Origin of the sequence: Vibrio sp. N418 (assembly GCF_000222565.1) — a bacterium.
GTDB lineage: Bacteria > Pseudomonadota > Gammaproteobacteria > Enterobacterales > Vibrionaceae > Vibrio > Vibrio scophthalmi.
The window spans coordinates 1-19,535 of sequence record NZ_AFWD01000072.1; the positions used below are offsets into that span (position 1 = coordinate 1).

Consider the following 19,535-nt stretch of genomic DNA (forward strand, 5'->3'; position numbering starts at 1 on the left):
CTTCATCAAACGCTTTACCATCGGTGTCAATCTCAAACAGTGTTTTTCCGCCTTTGTAAGAGCCTTCAAATGAACCACTTGCAACGGGTTTGCCATCTAGGTAAGCAATCCACACGCCAAATTCGTGATTGTTCTGACCTTCACCTTCATTTTCATACAAATTCGTTGTCGCAAATTTACCGCTCGTCGCTGGTTTATCAAATTTGACGCTTAGCTTTTCTGATTCACCTTCAACGCGATCATATTGCACCTGGCCAGAAGGGCCCGCCCATGGCGCGCCTTCCGTCACGCCTACGCGATCTTCATCATCAATCTTTATTTCGACTTGCTCACCTTTGTACGAGCCAGAAAGTGTGACTTCATCCCAACCCGCACCATTGATGCTTGAATCAAGCGTCATGTCACCTTGAACTAAGGTATAACTGACGGGATCATTAACTGCAATGGGTGGCTGATTGGCACTCTGCTGTACACTGTTATTATTGTTAGCTACTTTTGTCGAGGTGTTTAGCGGGTCGTTTTTTTGATCTGATTGACTAATCACTTTGGCGTCCTTTGATTACTATATGCACTTATTTTTTGCTATCGGACTTAATTCCTGATAAATCCGAGATTAACAATTCGCGCGATTAAGAATGATATGTAAGCCATGAACTAAATGTCATACATCGGCTCGCGTAACTTATTAACCTCACTATTATTAACTAATTTAACATCTCGTATTTAAGACAATTTAAATAAATTCCCTTCCATTCTTCGCAGAAGATCACTCATACTTTTCTAATACTTTCAACCTGAATTTAAGTATAAAAAAAGGGCCGTAAGGCCCTTTAGTAATTAATTTTGGTTTAATCGGGTAAATTAACGAATAGTGAATCCACTAACACTTTTAAATTATCGCCAGTGACTGGGCCTGAATCGATCGAGTCAAATTGATTATTACTATTTTCGAGCGAGATCTTAATCCCACTGCCATCACCATCAGAAAGCGTAATATCGAGATTATTGCCCTTTTCAATCACAATATTATCCAACATATCTTGCATAGAAGGTTCATTGCCAAGTAATTCGGTCACATCTAACTTGTCAGCGCCTAGCTCAAAATCGGTAACAGTATCGATATTCGTTGCTGATGATTCAAAATCAAGCCATTTAAAAATATCAGCCTCATCGCCACCGGTTAAAATATCCGCACCTAATCCGCCAATTAAAGTATCTTCACCAAGGCCGCCCAGTAAAGTGTCATCACCAGCGCGCGCAACCAGTAAATCATCACCGGCTTTACCCTCTAGTTGATCATCACTCTCTTCTCCGACAATAATATCATTGCCATCTGTCGCGCTCTTTGTTGAACTTAACGTCTCTGCAGCAACAATGGTGGCATCACTTCCTGCAGACAATTTATCCGCATCGACATAGATATCGAAATCTTTGATTCCTTCAGGGATCTCCAAAATAAAACTTGAGCTGTCTTGCGAGATCACTTTGACGCCATTAGTAAACGAAAGATCATTTGCAGCATCAATTTGGCCATTGATGAAAGAGAAATCCAATTGATACATAGTCGGCTCTAAAGTCACTTTGTCGAAGGCAACTTCAAGCTGTGAGTATTCATCCCCGTTAACCGCAATAGCAGTTAGATCTTCGGATATAACCTCCGCTGCATGTGGTGCGCCTTTAAGACTTACCGGAATCTCAGCAACCGTGCTACCGCCATGTTCATCAACGATTTCGACCGAAATTACGGTATCACCCTTATACGCACTACGAGAATAAAACTCGATATTACCATCGACAATCTTTACCCCGCCCGCCGCATAAGGAACGGAAATGTCACCAATACTAAGCTTGTCCCCTTCAAGATCGTGTGCATTATTAAGCAACAACTCGGCTGGGATGGTGAGTGTGGTACCACGAATAATAGTAAAGCCATCCTTAGCTTCAACTTCAATGCCCGCCAAAAAGTAATCTGACGAATCCTGCTTACCTTCTGCGCTTTCGGTTTGGACACCTTCGCTGTATTCGGTCGCGGAGAACACAACTTCATCAAACGCATAACCATTCGTCTCTATCTGGAATTCACCTTTATTTCCTCGACCTAATTCAGCACCATCAAAGGAACCACTAGCGACGGCAACACCATCTAAATACGCAATCCAGCTACCTGCTTCATGGTTGTCATTCCCTTCACCTTCATTGGCAAATAAACGAGAAATAGTAAAGCTGCCTGAGGTAGCTGGCGCATCAAGTTTAACGCTTAATTTTTCGGATGTGCCGCTTTCACGGTCATATTGAATTTGACCCGTAGGACCATTTTGCGGAGCGCCATCATCAATCCCCACTTGGCCATTATTACTATCAACACTCACATTCGCGGTTTGAGATCCAAACTGCGCACTCAGAGTGACGTCCTGCCATTGCAGTTCATTATCTTCTGGCGCATCTTTTCCGTTATCTGCGGTGCGCATGTCACCTTGGCTCAATTGGTAAGCAAATGGGTCTGAATCAAAGCTTGGGGCGCTATTGTCAATAATCGTTCCGCTTCCTGACGATTCAACTAAAGCGCCATCACTGTTAGTCGAACCAACGGTCAATGTTAACTGCTCAGGATCTTCTTGCTGACCATCAACGATAGTTGGGACGTAAACATCAAACTCTTTAACCCCCTCAGGAACAACAAATTGAAATTCGCCTGGATTAGCGCCTTCCACCAGTGTCACACCGTTAGTAAAGGTTAAACTTGAGTAATCCACATCACTACCATCTGCACTTCCAGAAAACAATGCATCAAAGGTTGTTGGGCCAAATGTTGGTTTATCCAATACGACGGTATAAATCAACGACTCACCTTCATTGACTTGATTGGTGTCCTGCTCTACGCCATCAGAGTCACGTAAGAACACGCCGCTGACGAGTGAATCTTCAGGTTTAGGATTAACAATGACATTAATGATTGCTTCATCAAAACCGCCATTACCATCGGTAATTTGATACTCTAACTGAGTAGAACCAAACGTAGCGCCATTTGGTTGAAATACGATTTCATCACCTTCAATACGAGCTTCACCTCTTGTCCCATCCGCATTAACAAAAGTGATGGTAAGCGTATCGCCATCGAGATCACTATCGTTAGCGAGGATATCAGCAATTGGTATTCTTAACTCTTCGCCTTGATTGGTGGCATAAGTATCTTTTGAACTCACTTCAATACCGGCAATATAAAAGTCTGAAGAATCGTTTTGGGTATCATCAACCAAGCCATTGCCATATTCATTGGCTTGAAATACCACTTCATCAAAGGCATAACCATCAGTATCTATATCAACGAACGTTTTTCCGCCATTATTGGCCGCTTCTATCACTCCACTGGCGACTGCAACACCATTTAGATAAGCCACCCAAGTGCCAGTTTCATGATTCGCCTTACCTTCGCCTTCATTCGTATATAAGTTAGTAACAGCAAAACGTCCTTCTGTGGCTGGTTGAGCAAACTTGATACTCAGTCTTTCTGATTGACCTGACTCTCTGTCGTATTGCAGTTGCCCAGTTGGACCAGCCCAAGATGCGCCATCTGTCACTCCAATTCGATCATCGTCGAGGACATTGATGGTCGCATCAATGCCATTGAAGCTTCCTGATAACGTCACATCCCCCCATCCACTACTCGCGCCCGTTGCTGGTGACATATCCCCTTGAGTAAGGCTAAAACCAACCGGATCATCGACTGCTGTAGGTGGGTTTTGTGGAGTCGCTGGAATAGTTGGCGTAGTAGGTGTAATACCTGTCAATGAATCCGCAGGAGAATTGAGCAATTGAAGCAAACCCTGGCTTTGAGTACGCGAAAGTAATAGAGGGCTGGCACCCTCAGTTTGAAATATGGTCTCAGCAAGCACTTCACTTCCATCACGGCCTACCGTTCCTGACAAGCCAAGACTTGAGCCTTGTGGACCGCCGGCAGCAGGCGCAAGCTCAGGGTCAGACAATGTTGGGTCTTCTCCCTGCTCAATAGCCGATATTATCCCCGCGATATCTTGAGATACATCATTTAGTTGACCATTATTGTCTACTTGCTGCGCGCTTATATGATCTGCTTGTTCCATACTCGGAAAATCGAGCACTAATTCCCCAGGTAGTGGCTGTTCTCCGTTATTAAGTATTCTTATGTCACCATTAATATCGATTACCAGAACCTGACCACTGGCCAAATTAGCCAATGACAAAAAGCCACCAATGCCCATAAATTTTGCCTCAACTGAAATATACGTTACTTTCGTCACAAAATTTGTTGCTTAAGCAAGCAAATCCTATTCACACTTCTCGGCAAATTAACACCCCAATTACAAATAAAAAAGATTTTAACTAACAAATTACCCCTAATTACCATCATTGAGACTATCACAAATAAAATACCAGTATTTTTTGATAACACCGTTGTCAGTAAAGGTGGATAACGATGCGTCTAGTATCACCCCAAAAAAATGCGTTCAAAAAAAACACCACATCGCTTTTCTCAAATGTAATAATCTCATTCAGTGTTGTACTTTTGTTATTAATTTAAATAGCGATCTGCTGTTCTCAATGTTAATTTAGTTGATAACAGGCGGGTTATTCTCAAATTTAAGACCCACTTTTGAGTAGTATCCTTCACCAAGGAGCATTTCTAGGAGAATAATGGTGAAAATAAGACAACTCAGCACGCTCAGTTTACTTGTCGCTGCTAGCTTGAATGTTCACGGCCAAACATTAGAACAAGCCGTTTCACTCACTCTAAATAACAATCCAGAGATAAAGGCGGCCTACAACGAGTACCAAAGTAAATTTTATGACGCCGAAGCTTCTGGTGGTGCGTACCTACCTAAAATCGACTTGGACGCAGGTATTGGTTATGAAAGTGTCGATCTAGCATCTGGAATTGATAACGAACTGACCCGTAAAGAAGCGACCTTAAGCCTAACGCAACTACTGTGGGACGGGAACGCGACGTTAAACGACATGGACAGAACCGCGGCTGATGCTGAATCGGTACGCTTTCAGTTACTTGCTGATGCATCTGACATGGCGCTTGATGTGTCGAAAATCTATCTCGACGCAACCAAAGCCTACGATGTGCTAAAGCTTTCAGAGGCTAACTTAGCGGTCCACAAAAAAATTCATACTGATATCAAAAAACGAGTTGAATCAGGTATCGGATCAACCGCCGACCTTTCACAAGTCGAGGCTCGTATCGCAAAAGCCCATGGCAATTTGATTGCGGCACAAAACAACATGTTTGATACACACACACAATTCAAACGTATTGTTGGGCAAGCACCACTAGGCCTTGTATTCCCGCGTGCTGATGAAGCTTCACTACCTTATACATTGGGAGAAGCACTCGACCTTGCAAAAGATCACCACCCAGTCATTCAAGTGGCCCTTGTTGATGTTGATTCAGCCAGATTTCAATACGACCAAAGTAAAGGGGTTAATTACCCAACCCTTTCAGTAGAAGCGTCGCAAATTTGGCGTGATGATGCTGGTGGAATTGTCGGCGAAAGTGACGAATTTTCAGCCATGCTAAGATTGCGCTACAACCTTTTCAATGGTGGTTCTGATGCTGACCGAACTGAAAGTGCGGCATATCAACTGAATAAAGCAAAAGATCTGCGTGATAGAACTTACCGCTCAGTAGAAGAAGGACTTCGTTTGTCCTGGAGCGCTCTCGATCTCACCGTACAGCAGAAAGAGTTTTTAGCGGATCACGTAGATTCTGCATCAGAAACAGTGATTGCCTACGAAAAACAATACAAGCTCGGAAAGCGAACCCTCTTAGACGTTCTCAATACCGAAAACGAATTGTTTGAAGCGCGTAAAGGCTACCTAGATGCAAAATATCAAGAGCAGTTTGCAAAATATCGAGTATTAAACGCGACCGGTCGATTACTCGAGTCACTACGCGTCGATACACCAACAGCATGGAATCAAGCAGCAGAGTACTAATATGATGAAAAATATCCTTACTTTATCAATCATTAGCTTAAGCCTGACTGCTTGTGTCAATCGAGACAGTCAATACGACTACATAGCAACACCAGTGCCAACCCAAGTTGCTGATCTTCAAGATGATGACAACGATGGCGTCATTAACGCGCGAGATCTGTGTACCGAGACGCCATTAAGTTCAAAGATCGATAACGATGGCTGTGGTTTGGTCGTCACTTCAAGTGAGCAGTTTGGCTTACATATCTTGTTTGCTAATGATTCAAGCTACATCCAACCACTATTTAACAACCAAATTCGTCAAATGTCTGAGTTTCTTAAGCAATATCCCGAAACTTCTATCGAGATACAAGGCTATGCGAGTAAGGTGGGCAATGCAGAGTATAATCTTGCCTTGTCAAAACAGCGTGCTATCGCCGTTGATGAAAGAATTGAGTCCTATGGCATACCGGCAGATCGTGTAACAATTGTCGGTTATGGTGAAACGCATCTTGAAGACTTTGGTGACGATGAGATTAGTCACGCACGCAACCGCAAGGTGATTGCAAACGTGATAGGTTACAAGGGAGATGTCGTTAAAGAATGGACTATTTTCACCCGGTTACCCAAATAACAACCAATTATTAAATTTAGGGAGCAATTGCTCCCTTTTTTATTGGTATCCACGCAATGCGGTGCTAACCTTACGGCAATTCTATCTATGAGAGTATAACTATGAGCAAATTAACGGCTGATATCGAAGCAAACTTGGCACTTTTTGTTGAAGAGACAAAATCAACTCAACTTGTTTGGGGCTTGCGTAACGAAGAAGGTTGGTTATCTTGTGACTCGACTGAGTTTGAAGAAAGTGAAGTGATGCCATTTTGGTCAACGAAGGAAGATGCGCAAACGCATAACGTTGAAGAATGGGCAGATTTCGAAGTGCTCGAAATCCCACTCGACATCTTTGTTGAGGATTGGTTACTGACTCTTGCAGAAGACGGTGTTCTTGTAGGTACTAACTGGAATGCGACACTAGAGGGTAAAGAGCTTGAGCCTAGCGACCTTGCTAAGCTATATCTATAAATAACCCTTTAGAAAAAACGCCAACACTGGCGTTTTTTTTTGCTTTTATTGTAGAACCATCATTGCAACCAACACTCTAATGAGACTCCCATCCCATTTACCATCATCACTAATACTATCAATAACCAATACGTTGTTCCTTAATTGAAGCTCACCTATTATAGACTGTTAAATCAATAACTAATGATTCACTGAGATTCATGAACCGAATTCTGGTTAAGCTCACTTGCTCTTTCGCTTTGCTTGCTACCTTTCCATCAAATAGCCAAGATTTACATTCTCAATGGGAAGAAACATACGCGAACGCATTGAAAAGTGACAAGTCGCGTGCATTATCACTGCTGCAAGATCGTTACAATGCATTAGAACCGGGCATTGAAAAGTTATATGTCAGCAGTAAATTACACGGTTTCATGATCCTGAATGGTCAGCCTTACCATAGTAAAAAACACTTATTTGATGCAGAGTTCACCGCACATGAGAAAAACTTCATTGACGCATTGAATGCTGAAGAACAACTCGACTTCGCGTCCGCTAATCAACGCTATCGATCATTATTGAAATACGCAGAAAAAAAAGACTCGCTCGATGGAAAAATTATTTTTGAATACCATCTCTGCCGTGTATTAAATCGCCAGGCACAATACCAACAAGCCAATGTTTACTGCTCATCGTTAAACACCCATATTGAAGATACACCTAACGCTCTATTACCCAAGCACATGGCTCATCGCATTATCGCGAACAATCAAGAGTTTCTCGGTAACTATCAAGCAGCCCTCGACACCTATCAAAAATTGTTAGCTCATATCCCGGACTACGTTGACTCATCCGGAATTTATAATGATGCTGGGTTATTACTATCGACTCTGGGCCATTTTGAAAAAGCGAAGCAATATATCAATATTGCGTTAACCATGCGCGGTGAGCACATGTCGCCATTAAAACAGGCACAATCGCATCACAGCATGGGAAAGGTGACCCTAAAACAAGGGGACTATAGAACGGCAATCGAACATTTTACGCTGTCGAAACAAATAGTTAAACAATATAGTCACCTCATTGGACTCACGTTTGCACAACTCGGTTTAGGTCAATCATACATTGGTTTAGGCAAGTTCGAGCAAGGTACCCGTTACCTACTCAGCGCATTAGAGAGCGCAACCAAACAAGATAATCCACAAATTCGCGGTGAGATCTACCTTACTCTCGCGTCCGCTCATAAACAACAAGATAAACTTCTCGCAGCAAGGGAGTTTGCGCTCCAAGCACATGATCTCGCTGAGTCGGTGAGTAGTGAGCGACTTAAAACCAAATCACTCAAGCTACTCGCAGAACTATCTGAGTTACAAGGTAACTTTAGCCTCGCTCTCTCCTATTATCGCTTATACGCCCGTTCGGAACTAAGCAAGCGCGATAAAGAGCATCGTTCAGCATTTATAGCTCTTGATACCGCGAGACGAAATTTTGACAACGAAAGCAGAGTCTCTGAACTGACGATTGATAATGCAGCTTTGCGTGCACAATTATCCAGATTAAAAGAGAAAAATCATTTGGCGTTATTTGGAATCGTATTACTAGCATTGAGTTTCATCGGCTATATCTACTACCGCCGTAATGAAACTGCACGATATGAAAAAGATAACTTAACCGAGGCTTTAACTCGATCTGCTGCCATAAGACAAATTAAACAGCAAAAAGTCGCCAGCAACAGTACGTTGAAACACGTGTTGGTTATTATCGATCTAAATGATTTTAAAAGTTTTAACGATCAATACGGCTATTCATGCGGTGATCGTGCTTTGCAACACGTCACTGCTAAGATTCAAAGTCAATTGCATAACTCAGATATCGTTGGCCGCCTTGGCGGAGAAGAATTTATGGTCCTATTAACCGAAGTCGACGAGCTGGATGTAACTGAGAGAATTGAACGGCTTCATCACGCAATTGCCGAGGCCGGCTTTAAATCAGACAATGGCGAGTCGCTTTCTATATCAACAAGCTTCTGTTATTTAGCCACCTCAAAAGCACTGAGTGATTTTGACGAGCTATATGCGATTCTCGACCACACGCTTTACAAATCAAAAACCGAGGGTAAGAATCGCATTATCGATGCATATCAGTAGTCAAAAATCAGCTATCAGTAGCTTGCTTCTGTACTAATTGCTGCATAATGGTCTGTTTATCCTCTAAATACTGATTGAGGCCCACTTTGCGAAGTTCGCAAGCTGGGCAATCACCACAACCACTACCTATAATCCCGTTATAACATGTAAGTGTTTTTTCTTGAATCAAGCATAACGCGTCATATTGATCGGCCAAGGCCCATGTTTCAGCTTTATTGAGCCACATCAGCGGTGTTTTAATAGTGAATTGACGATCCATGCCTTTAACTAATGCACTGTTCATCGCCTTTACAAACTCATCACGGCAATCAGGATAGCCTGAAAAATCTGTTTCACACACACCTGTAATAACGCTCTGAGCGCCAATTTGATACGCGTAAATACCCGCCAAAGTTAAGAAAAGAATGTTGCGCCCTGGCACAAATGAGTTTGGCAAGCCGTTTTCTTGCAGTTCGTGAGACACGGGAATGTCATCTCGAGTTAACGAGCTAATGGCGAGTTCATTCAATAAACCGACATCCATTACTTTATGTGCCGCAACACCAAGTTCAATGGCCAACTGTTGTGCGACCTCAATTTCTAACTTATGACGCTGACCATAATCAAAGGTAATCGCGTGAACCTCATCATACTCTTTCAATGCTTGTACAAGACACGTGGTGGAATCTTGACCACCACTAAAAACAACCACTGCTTTTTTCATTGAGTTTTCCTTACTAAGCAATTTCAAGGTATTTGTGCGTTTGGATTGAAAGACGCCAGTTACGAGCAATACAGGTATCAATGCATAATTGCGTAGCTCTGTTCTTTTGGCTTATCGGTTGTAAAGCAATCACAGTTGAAGGCTTGATGGTAACCCCTGCAAGTAAATCATCTAACTGCTGAATGTCTTTTTGTGTTCCGACTGGATGCTTGATCTCGTTAGCGCGGATTAATGAACCTTCAAGAACTTCAAGACGGCCTTTCATTGCAATTTTTGGTGACACTGTCACCCACGTCTGTTCGGACACTCTAATATCCGCAGTACCACTAGTCTCAACCTGACAAACACAACCAATGCTTTCAAACGCCTCGGTTAAAGGTCGTAAATCATAGATACAAGGCTCACCACCAGTGATCACGATATGTTTAGCACTGTATTTTTGTTGATACAACGCGACGATCTCAGCGCTCGAAACACGACACCATGTTGATGAATCCCCTTGTTTAGCGAGTATATCAACTAACTTCACTTCATCTTCAGGGTCCGCACTCCACGTCTGCTGGGTATCACACCAAGCACAACCGACCGCACACTCTTGCAGACGGATAAAAACCGAAGGTGTTCCGGTGAATGCTCCTTCACCTTGAATCGTTTCAAACATTTCATTTAATTTGTACAAACCGTACGTCACCCTATGCTACACATCATTGTCTTGGGTCGTGACGATATAGCACTCATTTGTCTAGGTCAAATAACGCAATCGTATGTTCCTACTTTTTAATCGCTTAGATTATTCATCAATAAATAACCAATGTCGTAACTATAAAAATCAGCATCACTCAACAACATACAGTACGAAATACGACACTCGTCATAATATTAAGCAATTAATTAAAATATGTAATTGATATGATTATAATATTTTGTCCATTAAGTTTTTTTTCCTACAAGATTCCACTTTTTAAACAAGCTATCATATGCAGGCTCATGCTCATTTTAATAAAGGATCAAAAATGATGCGTAATCTAACCGTAAAACAAAAAATCACCCTACCTCTCATCGGTATCATTGCTCTTTTTACTGCTAGTTCGGTTTTCAATGTCACCATTTCTCACCAACAAAGTAAATTAACGGATGACCTAAACGAGGTCATCATGCCCGCTTTGTTCACCATTGAAGATGCCTATCGAGATCTTTATCAAGCTACGTCCGCAATTCAAGGTATCGCACTGGCGGAAAACAACCAAGAAGCGATCGATTTTAACCACTTTGAATATGAAGATAATGCGTACAAAGCCATTCCGCGTATGCAAAAAATTCAAAACGTCGTCGATGCAGGTGTACTTCCAGGTTCTTCAACGAAAGAGATTGATAAATTGGTGGAATTAGGTAACCAATGGCTTAGCAGCTATGAGGCTCTTCTTGCTAACCCTCAATCAGATTGGATTCCTATCTATCAGCAAAACAAACAAGTGTATGAAGAGCAGTTTGTGGCAACACGTAAGCAACTTAATGTGGTTAAAGATCAGATTGATGCCAAAAAACTGGAAATGCAAAGTGATGTTAGCAAAGCCGCCGAGAAAGGTGAGTTGTGGCTACAACTTGGTACACTTGTCGTAATTCTTCTCGCGATTGCAACCTGCTTTATTCTAATTCGCACAATCGTTAAACCTATCGAAGATATTCAACTCGCGATGCGTGAAATTGCCTCGGGCGAAGGTGACCTTAACCAGACCATCGAATCAAAATCTAATGATGAGATTGGCCAATTAGCAAAAAGCTTTAACCAGTTTGTATCGAAAATTCGTGCGACAATTCAGCAGGTTGTTGCGACAAACTCTTCGGTCAGAACGGAACTAAGCGGTCTAGTTGCCATTTCTCAAACTATCGCCTCACAAACCACCCAGCAACAACAAGAGAGTGAGCTCGTTTCGACCGCCGTGAGCGAAATGCAAGCGACCAGTGGTGTAGTGAGTGATAATGCCAATGAAGCGGCTAACGCGAGTCAAAATGCCAACCTTGAAGTGCAATCGACCAATCAAACTCTGGATAAAACCGTCAGCTCTATCCGTGATCTCGCCGCTGATATTGAAAAAGCAAGCGGTGTTATTCACGATCTAGATGCGGATGTTGGAAACATCGCTTCTGTATTAGATGTCATTCGTGGCATTGCAGAGCAAACCAACCTATTGGCACTGAACGCCGCTATCGAAGCTGCGCGCGCTGGTGAGCAAGGTCGCGGCTTTGCTGTTGTCGCCGATGAGGTTCGCTCTCTTGCAAGTCGTACCCAACAGAGTACGGGTGAAATTCACAACATGATTGAAAAGTTGCAGCAAGGTGCGCAACAAGCGGTTAGTGTCATGGAATCAAGCCGTCATAGTAGCGAAAGTACTATCGAATCAGCGGGTCAAGCCAGTCAATCACTACAAGCTATCCTGACAGCGATTTCAAGCATGAGCGATATGAACACACACATCGCAGCAGCAGCGGTTCAGCAGAGCGAAGTCAGCGAGCAAGTAACGGAAAACATCGTTCGTATTGCGACCAACAGTTCAGAAGTTGTCGACATAGTTGGCCAAGCAGAACATAAAATCGACAGTTTGAATCAACAATGTGAACAGCTAGACCAACTGGTTGCCCAGTTCAAATGCTAACGATTCACGAGGATTCCGATCCTGCCACTAAATAGCCAAAGGCCTAGCATCGCTAGGCCTTTGTTTTATTCATCATCAGATAACTTGCAGAAACAAGGAGTAATAGCGGCCAATGCAACCCATCAACAAGCAGTGCGTATAAGTTGCTGCTATCTACTTGTTTATGAAGCCCTGATAATGCCAATGAACAAGCAACCAATAATAGTATTAGAAGCATCATTGACCGCATAGTCACTCGCTCAGGCAAACGTACGCACATCATGACCAATAATATCACCGTGGTCATCAGTGCCAATGTGAGTAACATCGGGGTTTGCCACCACAACAGTAAAATACCACTTGCTGTCATCGCCAGAAGCCAGACACCTTTTTGTTGGAATAACTGTTCACTCTCAACACCAATTTGTCGGTCTAGACGCGTCATATGCCAAGCGCACAGCCAACCAAGCAATAACCCAGCCAAGCAATCAAGGACAAAGGCACTTCCACTGTAAACCAAGGCGATGGATAGCCAACCTAACAGAGCGATACAAACCATTGAGCCTTTGTTAAAGCTCCATAGACGGGTACGCTTTAGAAGCATCGTAATCACGACAGCCCACAGAGCAATAGCAAGATTTGGCAAACCAAAGCCAACTTGCGTACCTTTCTCCAATAATGGCAGATAGACATATGGCCTTGGTTGAGCAAAACCAAGTTGACCAACTTGAACTAATAAAGTGGTGATGATCAAGGTAAAGAGTAACTTGAGCGTAAAATTACGTTCAAAATAGCCATAGCAAATAGGCAATAATAGCAGTAGCCACCAGCTTGACGTAAACACTAACCCCGTAAGCAGAAAGCTATCGACAAAACTCGAGACACGGCTATCTAAATGAGCGACCCACGATTGCAACGAGGCAATCCATTGCAACTCTACCTGATTGTATCCCGGTGCAGCCTCGAAGAGATTACTCACATAATTGACTGACTGAGGCACTGTTTTCGCAAACAAGTCTTGTACCAACGGCCATTGCTGTGGATAACGATAATCGGCAACATTCAGTTGCTTTGGATCAATTAAACGTGCCGATGAGACTTCAATACCATAATGAGGTGCAAACCAGTTGGGTAATACTCGCCCTTCCCGTTTATCTTGTTGTTGAAAGGCGATAATCTCTGAATCCGACACACAGTGATAAAATATCGCCTTTTCATTTCGCGCCAGTTCTTCACCGACCGTCACGACTAACCCTGTCTCTTCCCACGCCTCTCTTTGAGCGGCGACTTGGGGTAATTCATCCGCACCAATCGTACCGGCCGGTAACGACACTTTACCCGTAAGGATTTCATCAACAACCACGATTTGATTATTGGCATTGATAATACAAACAGCACCTTTAGGCTGCGCGAAAACCTGTGCACTACAAAAAACAGAAAAGATCACACCAGCCATTAAACTGAATATTCTTACATATGCTTTATTCATCATTGAATCGACTTTCTTAGCCAGTGGATATGGTGCGCGAAACCAGATTTAAAGTAAAACTGACAGGCACTGGAATTGAAGTCCCAAACTTCTACGAACACTTCCTTCACGCCATATTCAAACAACCTTTTCTCCAGGGTCGAATAGAGCTGCTGAGCAATGTTTTGCTTACGAAATTCGGGCAATACATACAATTCGTCAATACTGCCCATTTGCACTGGCTTACTCACCGTTGAAATCAATTCACAAAAATGACCAGTGATAAAACCAACCACTTTACTCTCCACGGTTGCAACAAACACTAAACAGTCTGGATTATCCAAATAGCGCGCTATGCTCTTCTCTTGCTCAATTTCTTCTGCTGTTTTAAAACTGTCTGGTGCTTGGACATGATGCTCATGATGAAGCTGATACATCAATTCATTCAACGCATATAGATCGCTTTCGCGAGCGGGGGTTATCGTGATCACTGCTAGACTAATTAATGGGTTATAAGTAGCCTCAGTTTGCTCGGAAGCGTCAAGACAATCAATGAAAACTGCCAATATTCACATCAAATTTTACAATCGAAATCGTGTGAACCTTAAAGCTGCTCTCAGCCATTATCTTAATTGAGTGCTTTGATTAAAATAACAAGGAGTGAATATCACTCCTTGTTTATATCGTTTTAGCCGTTGCGATTAAGCCGGCTCTGGCTGGTTTATGTATTTGCGGATATCGACATGATCAATTTGTTCTGGCGGAAGGTATTGCTCTGCATACTGCTGAAATCCGCCACTTGTTAAGAATAGTAAGAACAAATCTTTATCAATGTGTTTGTCCAGGGCCATCTTATGCATAATGTCAATCGCCACACTGAATGGCTTGGCTTTTTTGTAAGGTCGGTCTGCTGCGGTAAGTGCTTCAAAAATATCCGCAATAGCCAAAATCCTTTCCGGGACAGAAAGATCCGACGCTGTCAGCTTTCTCGGGTAACCGCGACCATCCATCGTTTCATGGTGAGTAGAAGCAAAGCGCGGTACATTCGATAGTTCAGGAGGGAATGGCAACGCTTCCAGCATTTTAATACCGCTAATCATATGTTCGTTGATTTTGAAACGGTCTTCCGGTGTTAAAGTACCGCGAGAAATCGTGAGATTATAAACTTCACCATAATTGTATTGGTGCGTCGGCACTTCCATTTGAATACCGTGTTTTTCTTCAAACTCAATTTGACGAACGCGATGAATAATATGCTCAGGTTTATCAGCCAATAAAGACTCTTTCACTGGTAATGAACCTTGCGGGGGGACTTTGCTTAACTCCTCAAATGGAGATAGACCAAGACGATTATCAAAATGACGTAACCAAGTTTGTTTGGCGATGCTCTTCACCCTTTCAATCTTATCGTCACTCATAAACTCGCCGCCAACATTGGCTTTTGCAACAAATTCAAAGTCCTGTTTAAGTTCTGATTGGCGATTATGCAGCTTTTCAAACGCACTCGCTTTGTCACTACTTTGATCCAATAGTGAACGTAAATACTCAATTTCCGCATCCCGCCACAACACTTCAAAGCGAGTGCGTATTTCATGAATACGGTTATAATTCGCTTCCAGTTTAGTGCCTTTATCAACCACATGCTCCGGTGTGGTTATTTTTCCACAATCGTGCAACCAAGCGGCAATTCTAAACTCTCGTCGTTCATCTTCGTTATTAAAACGAAAATCTTTAAATTTGCCTGAATCGGTCTCTTCAGCAATCTTAGCCAACATAACTCCCAGCTCTGGCACTCGGTTACAATGGCCCGCGGTATAAGGAGATTTGTCATCGATCGCTTGTGCTATTAGGCAAATAAATGCATCAATAAACGCCTCACGCTCCTTGGCATGTCGTTCAATTTCGCTTGCCATATCAACCATGGATAGCGAAAGTTCGTGAACCTCTTTGATGCGTGTGTCGACTAAACGTACTTGACTAAACTGCCTCTGTTTAATACGCAACGTTTCTCGTCTTAAATGGCTGATGGGCTGCACTATCGGCGAACCAAATACCCACGCAATCGGCAGGAGAAGTAACATAATACCGATCGTAATACTGATTGAAGTGACCAATCGGTCGATTACTTGTGCGGTAATGACTTCGCTGGGCACAACAACAGCGAAATACTCTAGCGCACCGCTCGTTGATACAGGAGTGACATATAAAAATCGCTCTCCATTTTGGGCTGAAATCATCTGTTTATGTAATGAGGAATCCAGTGATAAATTGTAGAGTTCAGGATAAGGGACAAAAACGCCTTTAGATACATCTTCATCGAGCCACTTCAGTCGCAACCTCTGTTTTTGCTTTGGGCTAATTTGTTTAATAGCTTGCTCAATCAAAGGGAGCAGATGAGCATTAGGTTTGTTCGTATAGAGATTAAAAGCAACCTGATTCAAATCATTTAAGTGTCCAACACTGATCTTGTCCGCATCTGCCGCACCTTTCATTTCATTAAGCGCAAAATAACTATCGATCACATAGTCAATGCCACCGCCTAATAGTCGAGCCTTTGCCTGTTCAAAATCCGCAATCGGAATGATGGTTAATTGAGGCGATCGTTTTTGTAATAACTGCTGAATTCCACGCCCTTCAATCACCCCAACTCTGCCTTGTTGTAATTCACTCAGTTCACTCGGCAACTGCTTCCCATTGTTCATCGCCACCCCGAGCGCTACGGTATACATCTCCGCGCTATTACCCGTGAAATTAAGAGGGTGTTCGGAAGTTAAAGAATGGACGATATCCAATTCACCTTGAGCAAACTTATTCATTAGTGCCTGAGTGGTAAACCCATTGACGAATTCAAATTGTAAGCCTGTCATTTGCGATATAATTTTAAGCTGGTCGATAGAATAACCCTTGGGCTGACCAGCTTGTGCAAAATCATAAGGCCCCCAATTATTCTGGTTGGACACTTTCAATATTGGCGCATGCTGCACGTCGCGAATTTGCTGATCAGTCAACGTCATCGGCACACTAATTGGCAATGTATCTGGCGCTTGCTGATTGATATTCGAGGCGATCACCTCACCGTTATGATTGAATAAGAAAGCCTCAACACCATCACCGCCATATATCCCTTTCGCATCTTCGGCGATTTTTGAACTTAGCGAAGACAACACAATATCGACACCGATCACCGCATTTTTACTGCGTATCGAATAGGTTTGCCCGGTAATTTTGAGATGTTTAAATAAATAGGGATCAGTCTTAAAAACGCCATGATTCGTTGCAGAGTGGTACCAAGGGCGCTGAGAAGGGAAATAGTTGCTCTCTTGGGATAACATCCGCGTGCGCTTCAATGACGCATCAAAATATTCCGTGGTACGAACGCGGTCATGACCGACCCCACGAATCTTGATAATAGCCCAGCGATCTTGCTCAACCGCATCAATTCTTTCACGAACGATAGGTGACGATTCTAAGTTAATTATTTGATAAAAGTCTTCCGCGCTGTTGCCATAATAGAGGCTATAGAACAATGGGTTATCTTTTAACACCTGAACGAAGATATCGCGGATTTCTTTCTCACTAAACTGCTTTTCCGCAGCAGTAGAAACCGTACGTAAAATTTGCGCGCTACTGGTCGCATTGACATCGATTTGTTGAATATAATCACTGATCTCTGAGCTGGCCATGGTCAATTTAGACAGCACGTGCTCTTCAGTCATTTGCCGACTAAAGTAATATTGTAAACTGATAGCAAATATAGCGGTAAGTACAGTGGCAAATAGAAACATGCTACCGACAGTGAAGCGAATTGAAAATTTTCTAGCCTTTTTTGACGAACTCTTCATCGTGATTTTTGCCCTCCTTTGGCATCAATCAGGTAAGTCATTGTTATTATGCTTATTATTTCTTTTTTATAATCCTAAGCCCGTGGCACACATCTAATCATCCTAGTTAGAGCTGTGACCCAATATATAATACTAATCTAGTATTCAATTAACTGCACAAAAGTTCAACATTCCATTCGTTATAATTCTTGCATAAGTGCAACAAATACCTCACATTTATGCAAATTACCTTCTCCATACACATTGATGACAGAATATTTAGAGTATATACTCTAAATTATTTTCTTGAGTATTTGTCATGAAATTGCGTTCCCTTTCAGTACTATTCAGTTGTGTCGCCTTGGCACCTATGGCACATAGCGCCGAAATCAGTTTTGATGAAGCATGGCTGCTACTGCAAAAAGACAATAACTCGATTGCCGCACAACGAGCCAACCTTGAACGCTATCAACACCTGCAAGAGGCCAGCGATAGCCTCAACTTGCCAAAAGTCACGGTAGGCGCGAATTACACCCGACTTGATCAAGATGTGAGCGTGTCAGGAAAACAACTTAGCGACAGCTTAAGTGGTGTACCCGACCTATCTGGGCTAGGTGCCATAATACCAACACCAGTCATAGGCCAAGTTTTGAGTGGTCTTGGAGGCATAACTTCCACTATCTCTGAACGTGATATTTTTAGCTCATCTATTCGCGCCATTTGGCCTATTTTCACCGGCGGACGAATCAGCGCTGCGCAAAGTGCAGCAGAAGGCAAAACCGACGAAGCGGTCAGCCAACTGGCGATGGAGACCCAAGCTCGCTATGAAGATCTCAGTAAATACTATTTCAGCGTTTTATTAGCAGAAGAAGTCGTGCATACACGCCAGTTAGTTGAACAAGGGCTCACCAAACATCGCAACAATGCCCTCAAACTTGAACAACAAGGTCAAATTGCCCGCGTCGAGCGTTTACAAGCTGAAGCTGCGCTTGATAAAGCAACCGTTGAGCGTAAGAAAGCACAAAAAACACTGGTTATCGCCCAATCAGCATTAAGCGAAATACTCAACCAAACAACACAAGTAGAGCCGCGCGATCCGCTATTTATCAACTCAAATTTACCGCCGCTCAGCGCTTTTGTTGATCAAACACTCGCCACCTATCCTGGCCTCGATCTGCTCGATGCCAAAGAAAAGCAAGCTAATAGCTTGATCAAAGCGGAACAGGGTAAATACTACCCTGAAGTATATCTCTATGGTGACTACAGTCTGCATGAGAACGATTCACTGGCAAGCCAAATGAAACCAGACTGGTTAGTCGGTGTTGGAGTGAGCATTCCGCTCATCGATAACAGCGGTCGTAGCGAACAAGTAAAAGCAGCACATAGTGCAGTGAATCAAGTCAAGTATCTCAAAGCTCAAGCCAAGCAAGATCTCTCCGTGCTGGTTAAAAAGACCTACCTTGAAGCCCAACAGGCACAAGAAGAAGTGGTCGGCCTTGGATCGAGTCTCGAATTAGCACATGAAAACCTTAAACTGCGTAACAAAGGTTTTTCACAAGGCTTATCAACTTCGACCGACGTGGTTGATGCGCAACTTTACCTAGCCAGCATTCAAACACAGCGTGCAGCCGCGAGTTTTAACTATCTTATTTCGCTGGCGAAGCTATTGGCACTATCAAATCAAATGAACAGTTTTCCTCAATACCAGCAAACTGCCATCGCAACTAAGAGCCTGTAAGG

The 19,535-nt window shown here is 42.9% G+C and carries 12 protein-coding genes and 1 pseudogene; 6 read left to right on the forward strand and 7 right to left on the reverse strand.

Features of this window, described 5'->3' with window-relative positions; all coding sequences use genetic code 11:
- Together RH86_RS15960 and RH86_RS15965 are read right to left on the reverse strand one after the other, a co-directional pair.
- Positions 1-544: pseudogene (locus tag RH86_RS15960) on the reverse strand (calcium-binding protein); the annotation flags it as partial.
- A gap of 304 nt (positions 545-848) precedes the next feature.
- On the reverse strand, positions 849-4,277 hold the full coding sequence (locus RH86_RS15965; protein WP_223296358.1) for a cadherin-like domain-containing protein: 3,429 nt from the start codon (positions 4,275-4,277) through the stop codon (positions 849-851).
- Positions 4,278-4,671: 394 nt separating this feature from the next.
- Between RH86_RS15965 and RH86_RS15970 the strand changes: the two genes are divergently transcribed.
- The 4 genes from RH86_RS15970 to RH86_RS15985 all read left to right on the forward strand — a co-directional run bounded on the left by RH86_RS15970 (position 4,672) and on the right by RH86_RS15985 (position 9,170).
- Positions 4,672-5,979, forward strand: coding sequence for a TolC family outer membrane protein (locus RH86_RS15970; protein ID WP_009387247.1), 1,308 nt, complete (start codon positions 4,672-4,674; stop codon positions 5,977-5,979).
- A gap of 1 nt (position 5,980) precedes the next feature.
- On the forward strand, positions 5,981-6,592 hold the full coding sequence (locus RH86_RS15975; protein ID WP_009387248.1) for an OmpA family protein: 612 nt from the start codon (positions 5,981-5,983) through the stop codon (positions 6,590-6,592).
- A gap of 101 nt (positions 6,593-6,693) precedes the next feature.
- Positions 6,694-7,044, forward strand: coding sequence for a DUF2750 domain-containing protein (locus RH86_RS15980; protein WP_005597481.1), 351 nt, complete (start codon positions 6,694-6,696; stop codon positions 7,042-7,044).
- Between the two features lie 200 nt (positions 7,045-7,244).
- The gene (locus RH86_RS15985; RefSeq protein WP_009387249.1) at positions 7,245-9,170 is read left to right on the forward strand and encodes a GGDEF domain-containing protein; all 1,926 of its coding nucleotides are present in this window, start codon (positions 7,245-7,247) and stop codon (positions 9,168-9,170) included.
- A 7-nt stretch (positions 9,171-9,177) separates the two neighbouring features.
- Here the strand turns inward: RH86_RS15985 and queC are convergent, their stop codons facing one another.
- Both queC and queE read right to left on the reverse strand, forming a co-directional pair.
- Positions 9,178-9,873 (reverse strand): 7-cyano-7-deazaguanine synthase QueC, encoded by a 696-nt coding sequence (queC, locus tag RH86_RS15990; protein ID WP_005597485.1) that lies wholly within the window; start codon positions 9,871-9,873, stop codon positions 9,178-9,180.
- Positions 9,874-9,886: 13 nt separating this feature from the next.
- Entirely contained in the window at positions 9,887-10,552 is a 666-nt protein-coding gene (gene queE / locus RH86_RS15995) for a 7-carboxy-7-deazaguanine synthase QueE (protein ID WP_038219810.1), read from the reverse strand.
- A 334-nt stretch (positions 10,553-10,886) separates the two neighbouring features.
- Between queE and RH86_RS16000 the strand changes: the two genes are divergently transcribed.
- Positions 10,887-12,527 (forward strand): methyl-accepting chemotaxis protein, encoded by a 1,641-nt coding sequence (locus RH86_RS16000; RefSeq protein ID WP_038219804.1) that lies wholly within the window; start codon positions 10,887-10,889, stop codon positions 12,525-12,527.
- Positions 12,528-12,579: 52 nt separating this feature from the next.
- Here RH86_RS16000 and RH86_RS16005 read toward each other — a convergent pair whose 3' ends face one another.
- The 3 genes from RH86_RS16005 to RH86_RS16015 all read right to left on the reverse strand — a co-directional run bounded on the left by RH86_RS16005 (position 12,580) and on the right by RH86_RS16015 (position 17,816).
- Positions 12,580-13,998 (reverse strand): NUDIX domain-containing protein, encoded by a 1,419-nt coding sequence (locus RH86_RS16005; protein WP_038219806.1) that lies wholly within the window; start codon positions 13,996-13,998, stop codon positions 12,580-12,582.
- Positions 13,995-14,477, reverse strand: a complete 483-nt coding sequence (locus RH86_RS16010) for an N-acetyltransferase family protein (protein ID WP_411572011.1) — start codon at positions 14,475-14,477, stop codon at positions 13,995-13,997. The genes RH86_RS16005 and RH86_RS16010 overlap by 4 nt, the downstream gene beginning before the upstream one ends.
- 198 nt (positions 14,478-14,675) lie before the next feature.
- Positions 14,676-17,816: an HD domain-containing phosphohydrolase gene (locus RH86_RS16015; protein ID WP_009387254.1), complete on the reverse strand. Its 3,141-nt coding sequence runs from the start codon at positions 17,814-17,816 to the stop codon at positions 14,676-14,678.
- A 298-nt stretch (positions 17,817-18,114) separates the two neighbouring features.
- On the opposite strand from RH86_RS16015, the gene RH86_RS16020 reads away from it, so the two are divergent.
- Positions 18,115-19,533, forward strand: coding sequence for a TolC family protein (locus RH86_RS16020; RefSeq protein ID WP_038219808.1), 1,419 nt, complete (start codon positions 18,115-18,117; stop codon positions 19,531-19,533).
- Positions 19,534-19,535: the final 2 nt, after the last annotated feature.